The sequence below is a fragment of the Pseudomonas sp. SMV7 genome, assembly GCF_052041995.1.
Lineage (GTDB): Bacteria > Pseudomonadota > Gammaproteobacteria > Pseudomonadales > Pseudomonadaceae > Aquipseudomonas.
The window spans coordinates 1-16,322 of the sequence record NZ_JBKGGT010000035.1 but is presented as its reverse complement, the minus strand read 5'-3'; the positions used below and the strand labels follow the sequence as shown (position 1 = coordinate 16,322).

Here is a 16,322-nt window from a genome sequence, read left to right as displayed (position 1 = left end):
GCAGTGCTGTGGGTTCGTGAGGCGACTGCCTTGGCATTCTTGGCGCCCATGAGATCGAGCGGCGCGCGGGCGGCGCTCGATCTCATGGGCGCTGAAAACCCTAGGCAGGCACCTGCCAGCCCGCCCAATCTCCCGTCAAATACCCCTCAACTTCACTACTTCCCAGCCTCCTGCCACCCCCCACCCAACGCCAGGAACACACCAATCTGGCCCATCGCCACCTGGCTATTGGCTGCCGCCAGCTGCGCGCGCATGTCGGTATAGGTGCGCGTCGCCTGCAAGTCCGCCAGGAACGACTCACGCCCTGCCTGGTAATAGCGGTGGGTCTGGTCGGCCGCGTCCTTGGCCGACCTCTCCGCCTCGGCCAGCGCGTCGCGCCGGTCCAGCAAGGCACTGTACTGCGCCAGGCGGGTCTGGGTTTCGCGGATGGCGTTCAGCACTACCCCGTCGAAGTTCGCCAAGGCCGCCTGGGTCGAGGCTTCGGCCATGCGAATGCGGGCACGGGTGCCGTTGGTGGGGATGGTCCAGCTGACCTGCGGGCCAAAGCCCCAGCGGTTGGTCGAGGGCTCGCCAAGGTTGTCGACGAGACCGATGGTGCCGACCTGGGCGCCGATGCTGATATCCGGGTACAAAGCGCCGGTGGCGACACCGATGTTGGCAGTGGCAGCGGCCAGCTGGCGTTCGGCCTGGCGCACGTCAGGGCGGCGTTTGAGCAGGGCTGCACCATCACCCACCGGCACCAGCTGGTCCAGGTGCGGCAGCTCGGCACAATCGGCGGTGCCGGCGGGCAGTTGCTCCACCGGCTTGGCCAACAAGGCCGCCAGGGTGTACATGCCGGCCTCGCGTTCAGCCTTGAAGCGGGGCAGCTCGGCGCGCAAGGACTTGAACTGGGTCTGCGAGCGGGTGACCTGGGTTTCATCGCCACGGCCGGCATCACGCAGGCGTTGAGTGAGCTTGACGCTTTGTTCCTGCAGGTCGAGCGACTCGCGGGCGATCTGGTATTCCTCGTTGGCCGAGCAAACCTGGGTATAGGCCTTGACCACGTCTGCCACCAAGGTGATGCGGGCGGTATCGGCAGCGGCCTGGACAGCATCGGCATTGGCCTTGGCGGCCTCGGTGCCGCGCTTGAAGGTGCCCCACAGGTCGAACTGGTACGAGGCGCTGACGATGGCCTCGCCGATGTTCGCTACCGGCACTTTCTCGGGCAGCAGGAAGGCTTCGCCAGACTCCTGCAGGCGCTGGGCGCCGAGTTTGACGCCGCCGTTGAAGCCGCCTTGCGACTCGGCCACTTCGACCTGCGCGCGGGCCTTGGCGATGTTGGCAGCGGCCACGCGCAGTTCGGTGTTGGCATTCAGCGCCTGGCGCACCAGTTCGTTCAGCCGCGGGTCCTGATACAACTGCCACCAGTCCTCAGGCACCGGCGCCGACACCACGCTGCCAGCATCCTGGCGCAACGGGCCATTAAGGTCGCTGCGCTGCACCGCGGCATCCTTCGGCACCTGGTAGTCAGGGCCAACCATCATGCAGGCCCCCAGCGACAGGCACAGGCCGGCCAGGATCAACCGTTTCATGGGTGCTGGCCCTCGATGATCGACACCGTGGCGGTTCGCCCGGCGATCATGCGGAAGTCCTGCGGCACCTCATCAAAGGCGATGCGTACCGGAATGCGCTGGGCCAGGCGCACCCAGCTGAACGCCGGGTTGACGTTGGGCAGCAGGTTGGCACCGCTGCTGCGGTCGCGGTCTTCGATGCCGGCCGCAAAGCTCTGCACATGGCCGCTCAGGCGGGTGTTGTCGCCCATGACCCGGATATCCACGGCATCGCCAATGTGGATCCCGCCCAGCTTGGTTTCCTCGAAGTATCCGTCGACGTGGTACGAGGCGCTATCGACCACCGACAGCACCGGCCGGCCAGCGGTGACAAATTCATGGTTACGCGGCGCACGGTCGTTGAGGTAGCCGTCCACCGGGCTGCGCACCACCGACCGGTCAAGGTTGAGCTGGGCGCTATCGACCGCCACTTGCGCCTCGCTGACCGCCGAGCGGGCACGGGCTTCGCGGGACTGGCTTTCTTCCAGTTGCTCGGCGGCCACCAGGTTGCCCAGCTTGCGGTTGCGCTGTGCCTCGCGGGAAGCCTGGGCCAGGGTTTCCTGGCGCTCGGCCAGGGTCGCCTTGGCCTGGCGCAGGGCCAGGGTGAAGCGGTCCTGATCGATGGTGAACAGTACATCGCCGCGCTTGACGGTCTGGTTGTCGCGCACCTCGACCTTCTGGATCAGCCCGGAAACGTCCGGGGCGATCTGGATCACGTCGGCGCGGATATGGCCGTCGCGGGTCCACGGGGCGAACAGGTAGTAGACCACCATCTGCCACACGAGCACGGCGGCGAAGCTCACTACCAGCAAGGTCAGGACCACACGGCCCAAGGTCAGCAAAGGTTTTTTCATGGCAGCATCAGGTTTCGGCAAAAGTGGTCCACCGCGCCAAGCAGCACGGCATACAAGGCAACGTTGAACAACGCCCGGTGCCAGACCAGGCGGTAGAAATGCACGCGCACCAGCACCGCGTGCACCCCAAGGAACAGCAGGTAGGTGCCAAACATCATCACCAGCAGCGTGGGCAGGAATACCCCGCTGATATCCAGTTCACCAATCACAGGGGCGCTCCGTCGAGTCCGGGGGGCAATTGCGGCTGTTCGGCGGGTTCGAGCATCACCTCGACACCCGGCAACAGCGCCAGGCGCAGGCCGCTCAGGGCGTGCAGCAGGTGGGTGCGGGCATCGCCGCGCTCGTACAGTTCATCGAGGTTCAGCGCCAGGCGCGCGCGCTCCATGTTGCGCAGCAACGCCGCGGGCGCATGCAGGCGTTCACCAGCGCGCAGGCAGGCGGCGTAATGCGCGCCGACTTCCTCGATCACGGTGCCCAGGCGCTCGCGGGCCTGCTGGCCGGCACGCGGCATGTAGGCCAGCAAGTCCAGCAGGTTTAGCCCTACGCGCAGGTCGCGTAGCGCCACGCCACTGTCCTGGCCGGTCTGCGACAGGCGCGGCAGGTGCTGCATCAGGCGGTCGAGCATCTGCACACCCACGTGGCGGTGCTCGGCAAGGGTGGCCGGTTCGGTCATCTCGACGATGTCGCGCCAGGCGAAGCGGGTCATGCGCTTGGCCGCCAGCTCCACACCGAACGGGCGCATCACCAGGGTCCAGATGAAGGCGAACAGCAAGCCGACGGGGCCGGCGAGGTTGGAGTTGAGGAACGTGAAGAAATCCGCGTCGTAGGCGCCCTGGATGCTGATGAACGTCGAGGTGTTGACGATGGTCAGCAGGGTGCCGAGGTAGAAACGCGGCTGCACGGTGAGGGTGCCGACGCAGATGAATGGCACGGCAAAGGCCAGCACCAGCATCGGGAAGTCATGCAGGTTGGGCAGTACCAGGAACAGGTAGAGGCTGGAGAAGATGACCGACATCAGGGTCCAGAAGAAGAACCTGTAGATCTGCGGCGCCGGGTCGTCCATGGCGGCGAAGAAGCTGCACGACACGGCGGCGAGAATGACCGCGCTGGCGCCGTCGTTCCAGCCCAGGCCGATCCACAGGCCACAGGCGACAATGATGGCCAGCACGGTGGACGCCACCGAATACAGCATCAACCCGCGGTCGAAGAACGCTGTCAGGCGGCCCAGGCGCCAGTGGCGGTATACCGCGCGCCAGGGTTTGGCATCGTCGCTGCGCAGGGCGTGCTGCAGGCTGCAGCAGTCTTGCCAGAGGTCGGCCCATTCCGTCAGGCGATACAGGGCGTTGGACAGCAGCAGGTCGGCGCGCTGGTCAAGGGCCGCGGCGCCGGGCTGCAGGCGCTCGATCTGCTCGTGCAGGGCGGCCCAGCGGGCGGGCGAAGCGCTTGCGGCGGTGCCCTTGAGCCATTCGCGGGCGGCCTCCAGCAGCGGTCGCAACTGGGCGAACTTCTCCGGGGCACGGCCTTCGAGGGCGACCAGGGCGTCGTCGAGAGCGTCGATCACCGGGAGCAGGTGGATCATGCGCCCGCGCAATTCACGAGCATTCTTCAGGGTATGCGGGCCGGCCCCTTCATGGCCGAGCTGACCGATCATCAGTTCCAGCGAGTTGAAAGTGGTGACCATCGTGCCGCGCAGGCTACCCACCTGGTCGGCACTGGCCTGACGGGCGAGGTAGGTATCGCTGTAGCGGATCGCCTCGCTGAACCAGGTACTGGTGGCACCGACCACCACCGGCGCCAGCCGGCGCGGCCAGAAGATCGCCCCGACCACCGCTGCGCAGACGATTCCCAGGCAGATTTCCTGGGCACGGGAAGACGCCACGTCAAACACTGCCAACGGGTTGTCGACCACCGCCAGGGCGATCATCGGCAAGGTATAGCCCGCCAGCATCAGCACGTAGTTGTTGGCGGTGCGCAGATTCAGCGAAAGGAACAACAAGGTGCCGGTCCACAGGGCGATGGCGATACTCAGCAGCAACGGCGACTGCACCAGCGGCGGCACCAGGAAAATTGCCCCGCCGGCGCCAAGCAGCGTCCCCACGGCACGGTACAGGGCCTTGGAGCTGGTCGGCCCGAGGAAGGGGCTGGAGACGATGTACACCGTGGCCATGGCCCAATAGGGGCGCGGCAGCTGCATGAGCAGGGCGATGTACAGGGCGATCATCGAGGCGGCGAAGGTACGCACACCATAGAACCAGTCGCGGGCCGGCGGCACCGAGCTGAAGAAACCGTTCATGCAGCCTCGCCTGTGCTGCCCAGGCCGGCAGCTTCGAAAGCACGCAGCACGCGCAAGGCGGCTTCCAGGTCGGCCTGGTCGATACGCTGCAGCACCTCTCGACGCAGGCGTACCAGCTCGGCTTCGATGGATTCGGCCAGGGCGCGGCCTTCAGCGGTCAGGCTCAGGGCCTTTGCGCGGCGGTCCAGCGGGTCTTCGCTGCGGCATACCAGGCCAGCCTTGCACAGCTGGTCGAGCAGACGCACCAGCGACGGGCTTTCCAGACCCGCAGCCTGGGCCACGGCAACCTGGTGCACACCGTCGCCCAGACGCACGATCATCAGCAGGGGCGTGGCGCAGGCTTCGGAGATGCCATAACCGGTCAGGGCGGTGTGGCAGATGCGCCGCCAATGCCGGGCGGCAACCACCATGCCGCTGCTGACTTGCAGGCGCAGGAGATCAAGGGACATTGAAGAAACCAAGGATATTCATAGTTTGCTAACTATCAATATACGCTTGGCCCTCCCCCTGTCGTCAACCAAAGGTGATGGATAGCCTGGGTGAAATGTTGTTCATGCTTTTCGTCAGTACCGCCCTGAGCAGGACAACTCAGGGCTGAATCTGGTCTTCCAGCTTCATGGTCAACGCCAACGTACTGCCCATCTGTACCGCGCGGTCGCGCCACTCCTGGTACCGCACCTCGTCACGGCTGCTGAAGTGCACCGCCAGCTCCTCGGCAGCCTGCACCACACCCGCTGCTGCCGCTAGCTCCAGCCAGTACAACGCAGCCTTGATATCGGCTTCCACGTACAGCCCGTGCATCAACCGGTACCCCACCTCGAAACGGCAACGCGCCTCGCCGCGCTCGGCACCGCGCAGGAACCACTGGTAGGCCTGCACCAGGTCGACCTGCCACTGCAGTTCGCCATCGCACACCTCTTCCTCATACAAGTCGCCCAGCGCGGCGGCAGCATGCAGCAGGCCGCGCTCGAAGGCCTGGCGGTAGCACTCCGCCGCCTGCACATAGGAGGGTTCGATGCCTTTGCCGAAGTAATGCTGCTGCCCGAGGTTGAACCAGGCCGCGGCATGGCCCTGCAGGGCGGCCATGCGCAACAGGTGGCCGGCCAGCACGGTATCGGCACGCCAGTACTTGCCGTTGAGCCAGATCCAGCCGAGGTCATTGAGCGCCGCCACGTTGCCTTGCAGCGCCTGGCGGCGCAGGTCGGCATATACCGCCTGTACGTCGCTGGCCTCGTCCAGGCGGCTGATCAGTAGCGAGCGCTGGCTGGGCAGCCCCACCCCGGCAAACAACCGCTGTCGCCTCCCGACAGCAATCGGTGGGGCGATGACCCGCTCGGGCAGGAGACGGGCAAGCAGCGAATGGATATTGCTGGCAGCAGACATGTTCATCCTCATTGAACGACGCACAACCCCAACCTTCGGCTGTGATGAGGCGTGATTCTGCGTGACGACACGTCAAAACCTGTCGCGAACGAATCGGCACCTGGCAACCAAATGCGACTTCCTTGATCTGAGCAGGCTGTGGCCAATTGCCATGCCCCACGCCTGCCGCCATCCTATTGCGGCAAGCCTAGACAAGGACGTTACCTTTTGCCGTTCGCCACTACCCGCGCCACCCTCAGCCGTCAGTGGGCGCTGCTGCGCCAGCTGCCCAGCCGCTCTCCAGGCATTACCAGCGCCGAGCTGGTCTGGCGCCTGCGTGACGTGGGCTTCACTGTCAGCAAACGTACCATCGAACGCGACCTCAACGAGCTGTCGCTGATTTTTCCGCTGGAGCGGAATGACAAGAGCATCCCGTTTGGCTGGCACTGGTCGGCCAGTGCCGTGGGCGAATTACGCGGCAATTTCGATCTGCTGACGCACTTGCGCGGCGATGCGTTGCAACCGGCACGGGGTGAGGGGGTCGAGCTGGTGGCACGGATCAGCGATGCACTGGCGCGGCAGTTGCGGGATGCGCCGCTGAGTAGCGACATGCAGCTGACGGCGCTGGAACACGGGCATCGGATGCGGGCCACGGTGAGTGATGGCTGGCCGCTACGCTGGTGGCTGTTGAGTCATGGCGATGGGGTGGTGGTGGAGCAGCCTGCCGGCTTGCGCGAGGAGATCGGCAAGATACTCAGCAATGCGGCTGCGCAGTACCAGAATTGCTAGCCTGTACCGGCCATTTCGCGGGCTCACCCGCGAAGAGGCCGGTACAGGCTTGCCCGCTAGCGCTGCATCCCCCATCGCCGTACGGTCAGCCGCTCCAGGGTATTGAACACCAGCCCTTCCACCAGCAGGCCAATCACAATCACCACCGCCAAGCCGGCGAATACCTTGTCGGTGTAGAGCTCGTTGCGGTTCTGGAAAATGTACCAGCCCAACCCGCCTTTGCCGCTGCTGGCTCCGAATACCAGTTCGGCGGCAATCAGGGTGCGCCAGGCAAATGCCCAGCCGATCTTCAACCCCGACAGGATCGAAGGCAGCGCCGCCGGCACCAGGATGTGCAGCACCAGCCGCAGCCCTTTCAGGCCATAGTTGCGACCGGCCATGCGCAGCGTCTCCGACACGCCGAGGAAGCCCGCATAGGTATTTAGCGCCAAGGCCCATAGTACCGAGTGCACCAGCACGAAAATCAGGCTGTTGTTACCCAGCCCGAACCAGAGCAAGGCCAATGGCAGCAGGGCAATCGCAGGCAGCGGGTTGAACATCGAGGTGAGTGTGCCCAGCAGGTCGCGCCCCAACTGGGTCGACACCGCCAGGCTGGTCAGGCCGAAGGCCAGGACGATGCCCAGCACATAGCCCTTGAGCAAAATCACCAGCGAGACGCCGACCTTGGCCGGCAGTTCGCCGCTGAACAGGCCGTCCCACAAGGCAGCTGCGGTTTGCAGGAAGCTCGGCAGCAACAGGTCATTGGCCTGGTAGCGGGCCACGGCCTCCCAGAGCACGGCAATCACCAGCAGGATGACCGCCTTGCGCAGCCAGCCTTGCTGCCACAGGCGCTGCACCAAAGGCAGCTGACGTTCCACGGGCACACTGAGCAGGGGCTGCAGCTGCACTTCGTATTCCTGGCGTACAGGTGTAGTGGTCATGGCTGAAAGCTCCTCTCAGTAGGCGATACGGATATCGTTGAAGCCAAGCTCGCCAGCCGGCTCCGGCGCGTCCGCCTCGTCGAACAGCAAACGGTGGATGCGCCGGGCACTGGCCTGGAAATCGCTGCCGCCCAGGCTGCCCAGGTCGTACTGGTGGCTGTGCACTTCGGCCCGTACCCGCCCTGGGTGGGGCGACAACAGCAGGATGCGGTTGCCGATCACCAGCGCTTCTTCGATGGAGTGGGTGACGAACAGCAAGGTGAAACGCACCTCCTCCCACAACAGCAACAGTTCTTCCTGCATCTTGCGTCGGGTCAGCGCATCGAGTGCGGCAAACGGCTCATCCATCAGCAGGATCTTTGGCTGCGTGGCCAAGGCTCGGGCGATGGCCACGCGGGCCTTCATGCCGCCCGACAGGGTGTGCGGGTAGGCATCGGCGAACGCGGCCAGGCCGACCTTGTCCAGGTAATGCAGCGCCCGCTCCTCGGCCTCCACACGCTTGAGCTGGCCGGACACCAGCAGCGGGAACATGACGTTCTGCTTCACCGTCTTCCATGGCGGCAACTGGTCGAACTCCTGGAACACCACGATGCGATCGGGGCCCGGGCCTCTGACTGCCTGGCCCTGCAGCAGGATCTGCCCTTCCTGGGGCGAAATGAAGCCGGCCACCGCCTTGAGCAAGGTGGACTTGCCACAGCCGGAGGGGCCGAGCAGCACGAACCGGTCGGCGCGGTCGACTTCGAAGCTGACCTGGTGGGTGGCGCGCACCACGCGTTGCGCGGTGCGGTATTCGAGGCTGAGATTGTCCACCTTGAGCAAAGGCGGCGTGGCGACACGGCTCAGGTTGCTGGCCGTGTGGCCTGGCAATGGGGCGGTCATGGTCGGTCAGCTCCCCTGCAGCGGGCGTTCATCCTGGAAGAAGTAGTCCTTCCACGATTCCGGCTTGTGCTTGATGGCGCCTACCCGATAGAGGAAGTCGGCCAGCTTGTAGGTGTTTTTTGGCGTGATGGTGAATTCGTACTGCGGGTTGTCGATCAGCTTGATCAGCGTGTCGCGGTCGATCTTGGCCTTGGTCACGCGGATATAGGTGTCGGCAGCGGCCGCCTTGTCGTTCTGGGCGAAGTCGGCAGCCTCGGCCAGCGCATCGACGAAGGCTTTGTAAGTCTTGGGGTTGTCCTTGCGGAATTTCTCGGTGGCAAACAGCAAGGTCGGCGAGTTGGGGCCGAGCAGGTCGTAGCTGTTGAGCACCACGTGCACGGCCTTGTTCGCTAGCACCTGGTCCTGGAACGGTGGGTTGGAGAAGTGCCCGTTGAGCTCGGTGCCGCCGGCCAGCAACGCGGCGGTGGCGTCCGGGTGCGGCACAGCCAGGGTGTACTTGTCGAGGCGGTCGTATTCCTTGTCGCCCCACTGTTGCGCGGCAGCGTACTGCAGGAAGCGCGACTGCACCGAAACGCCTACCGCCGGCACGGCGATGCGGTCCTTGTCGGAGATGTCGGCGATGGTCTTGACGTTGGGGTTGCTGCTGACCAGGTAATACGGGAAGTTGCCCAGCGAGGCCACCGCCTTGACGTTCTGCCGGCCCTGGGTACGGTCCCACACCGTCAGCAACGGGCCGACGCCAGCGCCGGCGATATCCACCGAGCCGGACAGCAAAGCGTCATTGATGGCCGAACCACCGGACAGCTGGGCCCAGTCGACTTCGATGTCGATGCCCTGCGCCTTGCCGTGTTTTTCAATCAGGTGCTGGTCGCGCACGACATTAAGCAGCAGGTAGACAATGCCGAACTGCTCGGCGATGCGGATCTTGCCTTCTGCCTGCGCCGCAGCAGGGGCGGCCAGGCTGCCGACAACCAGGCTCGCGCCCAGGCCGATGCTTGCCGCCAGGCGGCTGATGGATTTGCGCATGTTGGGTTCCTCAGTCGTCAGAACGGGGCATCGCCCTGGATAGTGGTGCGGTACAGCTTGCGGCGCAGGTGTGCGGGGCAGCCGGTGGCCAGGTGGATCAGCGAGCGGTTGTCCCAGAACACCAGGTCGTGGGGCTGCCACTGGTGGCGGTAGATGTTCTGTTCCAGCACGCTGAGGGCATACAGCTGTTGCAGCACGTCGCGGCTTTCGTCGTCTGGCAGGCCGACGATGCGGGTGGTGAAGCCTTCACTGACGAACAGCGCCTTGCGGCCGTTTTCCGGGTGGGTACGGACGACCGGGTGGATGACTTCCTGAACTTGCGCCAACTGCTCTGCGGTCAGGGTCGGGCGCCAGTTGCCTTCGAACTTGGTCTCGGCATAACGGGCCGTGTAGGAGTGCGCGGCACTGCGGCCCTCGACCACCTTGCGCAAGGCTTCGGGAACGGCGTCCCAGGCTTTGTGCATGTCGGCGAACAGGGTATCGCCGCCCTCGCTGGGCAGCTCCTGGGCGTGCAGCATCGAGCCAAGGCTCGGCAGTTCCTTGTACGACAGGTCCGAATGCCAGAACTTGCCGGCATCGCCCAAGCCGATGTTGCGACCGTCCTCGATGATGTTGGAGACGATCAGGATCTCGGGGTGGCCGGCGAGCAGGAACTGCTTGAGCACGTGGATCTGCAACTCGCCGAAACGGCGGCTGAAGGCGATCTGCTGCTCGGGGCTGATGCGCTGGTCGCGGAACACCAGCACATGGTGGTCGAGGTGGGCACGATGGATACGGGCGAAATCCTCGACGTTGACCGGCTGGGTCAGGTCCAGGCCGATGATCTCGGCGCCGGGGGCACCGGCGAACGGGCGGATTTCGAAGCGTTGCGACTGGGCGCTGTCGATGATCGACAAGGCGTTCGAGGCGGCTGACATTTTTCACTCCCACGCAGTGCGCGACATTCAATGGCGCGCAACAATCAGAAACGCACGGGGATTTCCCGTGTGGGTTCAAGTCGTGCGGCGCGCCGATTGGTCGACGGGTACGCAGTGGAAGCGACTATAAAGGCATAAAAGAAATAATTTAAATATCTTTAGTGAATAACCATAGCACCGGTATCTGCCCTCAGATCAGGCCGCCATGCTCTTCTTCCTCGATAAGGTTGTTCAGGCTGCTCAGCGCCTTGCGCGCCGTGGAGCGGTTGAGCAGCTTGGCCTGGGCCCCCGGGGGCAGGTCAGTGATCTTGAATACACCCTTGGCGGTCAGGACGTCGATCAGGTCCTCGAGCACACGGATCATGTCCAGATCGCTTTGCTTGAGCTGGTTGAGGCTGTTTTCCACAATGTCATCGGCGAACCAGGCCTGGATATCGGCATGGTCGGCAGGGAGCATTTCTGTGAACTCGTCGAAAGCGGCTGCCTCTACCCGCTGCAACTGGCCGGCAGCGTCGCGTTGCACATAGAACATGGCGTCCCTCGTCACATTGGTTCCTTGGTGGTAGACAGCAGCATAGGCAAAGATTGCCCGGCACGCAGGCACGGCGCCAGAGTATGCGCTGTCACAGGGTTGCGGGAAAGATCTGCAGGCGCGGGCTTGTGTCGCCGAAGGGCCGCGAGGCGGCCCCGGGATTTCAACATGGTTGCCGAAATCCCGGGGTCGCTCCTGCAGGGAGTGTGCCAGCCGGCTCGTCGCTATCAGCTGTCCTTGTTGTGGATGATGATGGTCGGGTCAGCACCGCTGATCAACGAGTTGATCGTGGTGTTGGACCAGTTCACCCCCTCCAGCTTGATAGTGACGTCGGCATTGGCGATACCCCCTTCGGCGTTCAGCTTGCCTTCGCTGCTGACCTGCAGCGTCGTCGTGCCTTCCACCGTGGTGAGCTTCAGGTAGTTGTCGATGGTACTGCCCTTCTCGCCCTGCAGCAGGTCCTTCAGGTCGATCCGGTCGCCCTCGGCCACCTTGAAGTCCTTGATCACATCGTTGCCGATGTCACCCGCCTTCCACACGAAGGTGTCGGCACCGCTTCCGCCGATCAGGATATCGTTACCCTGGCCACCGATGAGGGTGTCGTTGCCGGTACCGCCCAGCAGGATGTCGTTACCTTTGCCACCATCCAGCGTGTCGTTACCCCCCTGACCAAAGAGGATGTCATTGCCATTGCCGCCCGACAGGAAGTCGTGGCCGTCGTTGGCACCGGAAATATCGAACTCGTTGTAGTGCTCGGTAATGTACTGGTGGACATTGCTGGTGGTGACGGCACTGGCTTCGACACCGCTCTTCTGCGCCACGTACGTCTGCAACGCCTGGTAGCCTTCGCTGACGACACCGTTGAGGGTAATCAGGTCACCGAAGATGATGTCGTTGCCGTTGCCGCCATCAAGGCTGTCAGCGCCCGGCAAGGTCGCCTCGGAATGGCCGAGAATCGCCTTGGCCAGGTCGGACGGATCGATGCCTGCCTGAGGTTTGCCAGCAGAGTCGTACGGTTTCAGATCGTTCAGCGTGACATCGCTGTTCAAGCCAATCGCCTGCACTTTGCTCACGCCGTTGGTGCCACCCAGCAGGCTGAAGCTCGCCGTAGTGCCTGCTGCCGACTCCTGGTAGTTCCAGTACTCACCGTAGCCCGAACCGTCCAGGCTGGAGAACTCGTAGGTGCCGTCGCCCTGGGCATGCAAGGTGCCGACGGTGCTGGTGGACTGCAGCACCAATTCACCCCGCTTGTTCTCGCTGTAGGTCAGCACCTTGACCGAGCCACTGCTGCTGATCTCGACTTTGTGGGTGGCGTCGGCCCAAACGCTGAAGGTGTCACCAAGCTTGTAGTTGTTGACGTTGACCACGTCATCCAGGTACTTGCCGTTGGTCCACAGCCGCGGGTTGGTGCTCTCCCCGCTCTGGTAGTAGGTCGGCTTGCCGTCGGTGATGAAGTAGGTCAGGTTCTCGGCATTGGTGTTACCGCTGGCCATGGTGCTCTTGAAGAAGTTGGCCGCAGCCTTGAACACGTCTTCGTAGTTGGTACCACCACCGCTCGCCATGGAGTTCAACACGGTCTGCAGCTTGCTCAAGGCATTCGGGTCGGCAAGGTTCACCGCCACGTTCTGCTTGACCTGGGTGTCGAAGTCGACCAGGAAGATGTTGACCGTGCCGGACGTATCCGAACCCAGGCTGGCTTTGAGCGTATTGAACACCGAGGCGAGCTGGGTCTTCGCATCGGAAAGCGACTTGTCGCTCATGCTGCCCGAGCTGTCGACGATAAAGGCAATGTTGTAGTTCTTGCCTTGAACCACGTTCAGGCCGGATACGTCGGCAACCATGATGTCGTTGCCTTCGCTGCCGGTCATCGCATCGTTGCCCGAAGTACCCACGTTGGCTTTGTAGGTCGCGGCGTAGACGGTCACCGGAATATTGCCGGTGGTGACAGCCGAACCGCCCACGCTTTCGGTCGCGACCGAAGTGACCGTGATGTCGAACGAACCTTTGAAGTAGGCCGGCGGCGTCAGCGTCAGGCTGCTGAGTTTCCAGCCGGTCACGTCTACCGGTCCCGTACCGACCGTGACAGTGTGGCCTGCGCCATCGCTCAGCACGGTGCCTTTCGGAATGCCGCTGAGGGATACGCTCAGGCTTTCGGAACCGTCGGTATCGGTCAGCGCGGTCGAGATACCGACCAGTTTCACCGAGCCGCCTTCCGGCCCTTCATTGAGCTTGTAGCCGTCGTAATAGCTCTGGCCATTGACGGTGTGCAGGTCGGACACGCCCAGGCCGGCGTTGGCCATCTCGGTCACGTTCTGGTACATCTTGACGTTCGAGCTGCTCAGGTCGGTAACCGCACCCGAGCCGACCTGGATGTTCAGGTCATAGCTGCCTGGCCCGCTCTGGTTGGCGTGATAGACCTCGATCGGGTAGTAGCCACTGGTGTTCGGAGTAAAGCTGCCCGAAACCTGGCCACCCGCACCCCAGGTGGCCGTGACCACGGTCTTGCCACCGATGGTGACTACGAAGCTGTCGTCGGCGGTGCCGCTGAAGTTGTAGGTCTTGCCGGCTTCCAGATAGATCAGGCCCGACGTTTTCGAGCCAGTGCCAGCACTGACGCTGCCATCGGACTGCACGTTGGTGGTGGTGCTGCTGGCGTTGGCGTTGCCGGAGTTGGCAAAGACTGTCTTCAGCGAGTCGCCGGTAATGCCATTACCGTCGGTACCCAGGCCTTTGAGGCTGGTCCACACTTCCTTGGTCAGGCCTTTGGACTCGATCTCGGCGCTGCCGAAGCTCAGGGTCGGCTTGTCGGCAACCGGGCTGATATCGACCTTCATGGTCACTTCACTGCCCAGGTTGGTGCCATCGTTCGGCTTGAACTTGAACTGCGCGTAGTCGGCCTGCTGGTTACCTACGCCATTCCCACCGTAGTTGTCGGTGCCCGACTGGTTGAGGGCCGGCACGAACTTGAGGTTGTTGGCGGTGATGTCAGCCTGGCTGACGACCTGGCCAACGGCCACGTTCACCCATGTCGTACCGTTGAAGAACTGCAGGGTACCGGCAGCCGGCAGCGAGGTAATCGTCACGGACAAGCCGGTGTCGGCATCGGCATCCGTGACCTTGAAATCACTCCAGGCAAACACGTAGGCGGTGTCTTCCACGCCAAACACTGCACCGCCAGGCGAAACCGGCAGGTGGTCATTGTCGAGGATGGAAGTGGTCACGCTGGCATTGCCGCTGTCGACCTTCAGGTTCTCGAAACCGCCACCAGTGGCGCTTTCGATCTTCACGGTGAAGTTCTCGGTACCCTCGACAAGCTTGTCGTCGATGGTCGCGATGTCGAATGTAGTGCCAGTGCTGTTGGCCGGGATCTTCACGGTGGTGACACCGGTGAAGTCCTCGCCATTCTTGGCGGTGCCAGTGTAGCTGAGGGTAATGGTGACCTCAGACTTCGACGGGTTGCCCAGGACCAGCGTGTAGTGGCCGGTTTCACCTTCGGTCAGCGACGTGCTACCGCTGATGCCGACCGTGGTGACATCGCCCTGGCCGCTTGGTTCATCGGTCACGGTGGTGCTGACCGGAGTCTTGTCCAGAGTCAGTTGCTCGAACTTGCCGACGTCGGTGCCGCTGACCGACGCGATCGACTTGATCACCGGGTCGTTGGCGCCGACATAGACGTTGTCTGGTGCAGTGACGGTCGTGCTGCCGGTAGTGCTATTCGCCGGCACGGTAATGGTTTTGCCGTCGCTCAGCGTGAAGGTCAGTGCCGAGTGGTTGTTGATCGGCAGACCGTCCTTGTTGGTCAGGGTCACGGTGTAAGTGATTACGCCGCCTTCGGAAACCGAAGGAGTAGCAGTCAGCTTGGCCACCACTTCGTCAGTGGTGTCGGTGACCTGAACCTTGGCCGCACCGCCCAGTTGCAGATTCTCGAAGGCTCGGCCATCGACGTCCACAGCGGACTTGATGCCCAGGCTGACTTCGCCTGAGTCCTTGTAGACGTCATCGCCCTGCGCAGCATGCTCGTACGCTGCGCTGGTCTGGCCGGCCTTGATAGTGACCTGGGCATTGTTGCTCAGGGTCACGACCAGATCGTGAGCCAGTGCCTGGTTGATCTGCACGGTGAAGGTCGGTTTGACGTTCTCGGCCACCGAAGGCTGGTCGGCAGTGATGGTGACCTTGACCAGGTCGCCTTCGTTGCCTGGAGTACCCGGCTCGTCGGTGACCGTGGTGCTGACCGGGGTCTTGTCCAGGGTCAGTTGCTCGAACTTGCCGACGTCGGTGCCGCTGACCGATGCGATCGACTTGATCACCGGGTCGTTGGCGCCGACATAGACGTTGTCTGGTGCAGTGACGGTCGTGCTGCCGGTAGTGCTGTTCGCCGGCACGGTAATGGTTTTGCCGTCGCTCAGCGTGAAGGTCAGTGCCGAGTGGTTGTTGATCGGCAGACCGTCCTTGTTGGTCAAAGTCACGGTGTAAGTGATTACGCCGCCTTCGGTAACCGAAGGAGTAGCAGTCAGCTTGGCTACGACCTCGTCAGTGGTGTCGGTGACCTGGACCTTGGCCGCACCGCCCAGCTGCAGGTTTTCGAAGGTACGACCATCGACGTCCACAGCCGACTTGATGCCCAGGCTGACTTCGCCTGAGTCCTTGTAGACGTCATCGCCCTGTGCCGCGTGCTCGTACGCTGCGCTGGTCTGGCCGGCCTTGATAGTGACTTGGGCGTTGTTGCTCAGGGTCACGACCAGGTCATGGGCCAGTGCCTGGTTGATGTTTACCGTGAAGGTCGGTTTGACGTTCTCGGCCACCGAAGGCTGATCGGCGGTGATGGTGACCTTGACCAGGTCGCCTTCGTTGCTGCCGCCTGGGTTGCCCGGCGTACCTGGCTCGTCGGTGACCGTGGTGCTGAGCGGCGTCTTATCCAGGGTCAGTTGCTCGAACTTGCCGACGTCGGTGCCGCTGACCGATGCGATCGACTTGATCACCAGGTCGTTGGCGCCTGCGTAGACGTTGTCCGGAGCGGTGACCGTGACCGAACCGGTCGTGCTATTGGCTGGCACGGTGATGGTGGTGCCATCGTTCAGCGTGAAGGTCAGTGCCGAATGCTTGTCGATCGGCAAGCCGTCTTTGTTGGTCAGGGTCACGGTGTAAGTGATTACGCCGCCTT

13 protein-coding genes are annotated in these 16,322 nt (G+C 63.3%); 1 reads left to right on the top strand and 12 read right to left on the bottom strand.

What is annotated here, in order from left to right; genetic code table 11:
• Positions 1-155: 155 nt before the first annotated feature.
• The 6 genes from ACLEJP_RS25160 to ACLEJP_RS25135 all read right to left on the bottom strand — a co-directional run bounded on the left by ACLEJP_RS25160 (position 156) and on the right by ACLEJP_RS25135 (position 6,119).
• Complete coding sequence (locus ACLEJP_RS25160; RefSeq protein WP_440810801.1) at positions 156-1,571, bottom strand: efflux transporter outer membrane subunit; 1,416 nt, start codon at positions 1,569-1,571, stop codon at positions 156-158.
• Positions 1,568-2,443, bottom strand: a complete 876-nt coding sequence (locus tag ACLEJP_RS25155; protein WP_289131594.1) for an efflux RND transporter periplasmic adaptor subunit — start codon at positions 2,441-2,443, stop codon at positions 1,568-1,570. Before ACLEJP_RS25155 ends, ACLEJP_RS25160 begins: the two co-directional genes overlap by 4 nt.
• Positions 2,440-2,652, bottom strand: coding sequence for a DUF1656 domain-containing protein (locus ACLEJP_RS25150; protein ID WP_114169105.1), 213 nt, complete (start codon positions 2,650-2,652; stop codon positions 2,440-2,442). The genes ACLEJP_RS25155 and ACLEJP_RS25150 overlap by 4 nt, the downstream gene beginning before the upstream one ends.
• Positions 2,649-4,736, bottom strand: coding sequence for an FUSC family protein (locus ACLEJP_RS25145; protein ID WP_440810797.1), 2,088 nt, complete (start codon positions 4,734-4,736; stop codon positions 2,649-2,651). Before ACLEJP_RS25145 ends, ACLEJP_RS25150 begins: the two co-directional genes overlap by 4 nt.
• On the bottom strand, positions 4,733-5,185 hold the full coding sequence (locus ACLEJP_RS25140; protein WP_440810794.1) for a MarR family winged helix-turn-helix transcriptional regulator: 453 nt from the start codon (positions 5,183-5,185) through the stop codon (positions 4,733-4,735). Before ACLEJP_RS25140 ends, ACLEJP_RS25145 begins: the two co-directional genes overlap by 4 nt.
• 139 nt (positions 5,186-5,324) lie before the next feature.
• Positions 5,325-6,119: a tetratricopeptide repeat protein gene (locus tag ACLEJP_RS25135; protein WP_440810792.1), complete on the bottom strand. Its 795-nt coding sequence runs from the start codon at positions 6,117-6,119 to the stop codon at positions 5,325-5,327.
• A gap of 207 nt (positions 6,120-6,326) precedes the next feature.
• Here ACLEJP_RS25135 and ACLEJP_RS25130 point away from each other — a divergent pair, with 207 nt between their 5' ends.
• Entirely contained in the window at positions 6,327-6,887 is a 561-nt protein-coding gene (locus ACLEJP_RS25130) for a WYL domain-containing protein (RefSeq protein ID WP_440810790.1), read from the top strand.
• 56 nt (positions 6,888-6,943) lie between these two features.
• Here the strand turns inward: ACLEJP_RS25130 and ACLEJP_RS25125 are convergent, their stop codons facing one another.
• From ACLEJP_RS25125 to ACLEJP_RS25100, 6 genes are all read right to left on the bottom strand, one after another.
• A complete protein-coding gene (locus ACLEJP_RS25125; protein WP_440810788.1) occupies positions 6,944-7,807 on the bottom strand; it encodes an ABC transporter permease in 864 nt (287 codons plus the stop codon).
• A gap of 15 nt (positions 7,808-7,822) precedes the next feature.
• Positions 7,823-8,686, bottom strand: coding sequence for an ABC transporter ATP-binding protein (locus ACLEJP_RS25120; protein ID WP_440810786.1), 864 nt, complete (start codon positions 8,684-8,686; stop codon positions 7,823-7,825).
• Between the two features lie 6 nt (positions 8,687-8,692).
• On the bottom strand, positions 8,693-9,712 hold the full coding sequence (locus ACLEJP_RS25115; protein ID WP_440810784.1) for an ABC transporter substrate-binding protein: 1,020 nt from the start codon (positions 9,710-9,712) through the stop codon (positions 8,693-8,695).
• Between the two features lie 17 nt (positions 9,713-9,729).
• Positions 9,730-10,629 (bottom strand): TauD/TfdA dioxygenase family protein, encoded by a 900-nt coding sequence (locus ACLEJP_RS25110; RefSeq protein ID WP_440810782.1) that lies wholly within the window; start codon positions 10,627-10,629, stop codon positions 9,730-9,732.
• Positions 10,630-10,819: 190 nt separating this feature from the next.
• Positions 10,820-11,161 (bottom strand): tryptophan synthase subunit beta, encoded by a 342-nt coding sequence (locus tag ACLEJP_RS25105; RefSeq protein ID WP_225779936.1) that lies wholly within the window; start codon positions 11,159-11,161, stop codon positions 10,820-10,822.
• A gap of 227 nt (positions 11,162-11,388) precedes the next feature.
• Positions 11,389-16,322 (bottom strand): immunoglobulin-like domain-containing protein (locus ACLEJP_RS25100; RefSeq protein WP_440810780.1); only part of this gene is annotated, 4,934 nt, incomplete at its 5' end.

Coding starts and splice junctions, on each gene's coding strand:
- ACLEJP_RS25160 (WP_440810801.1), bottom strand. CDS start 1,571: ATGAAACGGTTGATCCTGGCCGGCCTGTGCCTGTCGCTGGGGGCCTGC.
- ACLEJP_RS25155 (WP_289131594.1), bottom strand. CDS start 2,443: ATGAAAAAACCTTTGCTGACCTTGGGCCGTGTGGTCCTGACCTTGCTG.
- ACLEJP_RS25145 (WP_440810797.1), bottom strand. CDS start 4,736: ATGAACGGTTTCTTCAGCTCGGTGCCGCCGGCCCGCGACTGGTTCTAT.
- ACLEJP_RS25140 (WP_440810794.1), bottom strand. CDS start 5,185: ATGTCCCTTGATCTCCTGCGCCTGCAAGTCAGCAGCGGCATGGTGGTT.
- ACLEJP_RS25135 (WP_440810792.1), bottom strand. CDS start 6,119: ATGTCTGCTGCCAGCAATATCCATTCGCTGCTTGCCCGTCTCCTGCCC.
- ACLEJP_RS25125 (WP_440810788.1), bottom strand. CDS start 7,807: ATGACCACTACACCTGTACGCCAGGAATACGAAGTGCAGCTGCAGCCC.
- ACLEJP_RS25120 (WP_440810786.1), bottom strand. CDS start 8,686: ATGACCGCCCCATTGCCAGGCCACACGGCCAGCAACCTGAGCCGTGTC.
- ACLEJP_RS25115 (WP_440810784.1), bottom strand. CDS start 9,712: ATGCGCAAATCCATCAGCCGCCTGGCGGCAAGCATCGGCCTGGGCGCG.
- ACLEJP_RS25110 (WP_440810782.1), bottom strand. CDS start 10,629: ATGTCAGCCGCCTCGAACGCCTTGTCGATCATCGACAGCGCCCAGTCG.
- ACLEJP_RS25105 (WP_225779936.1), bottom strand. CDS start 11,161: ATGTTCTATGTGCAACGCGACGCTGCCGGCCAGTTGCAGCGGGTAGAG.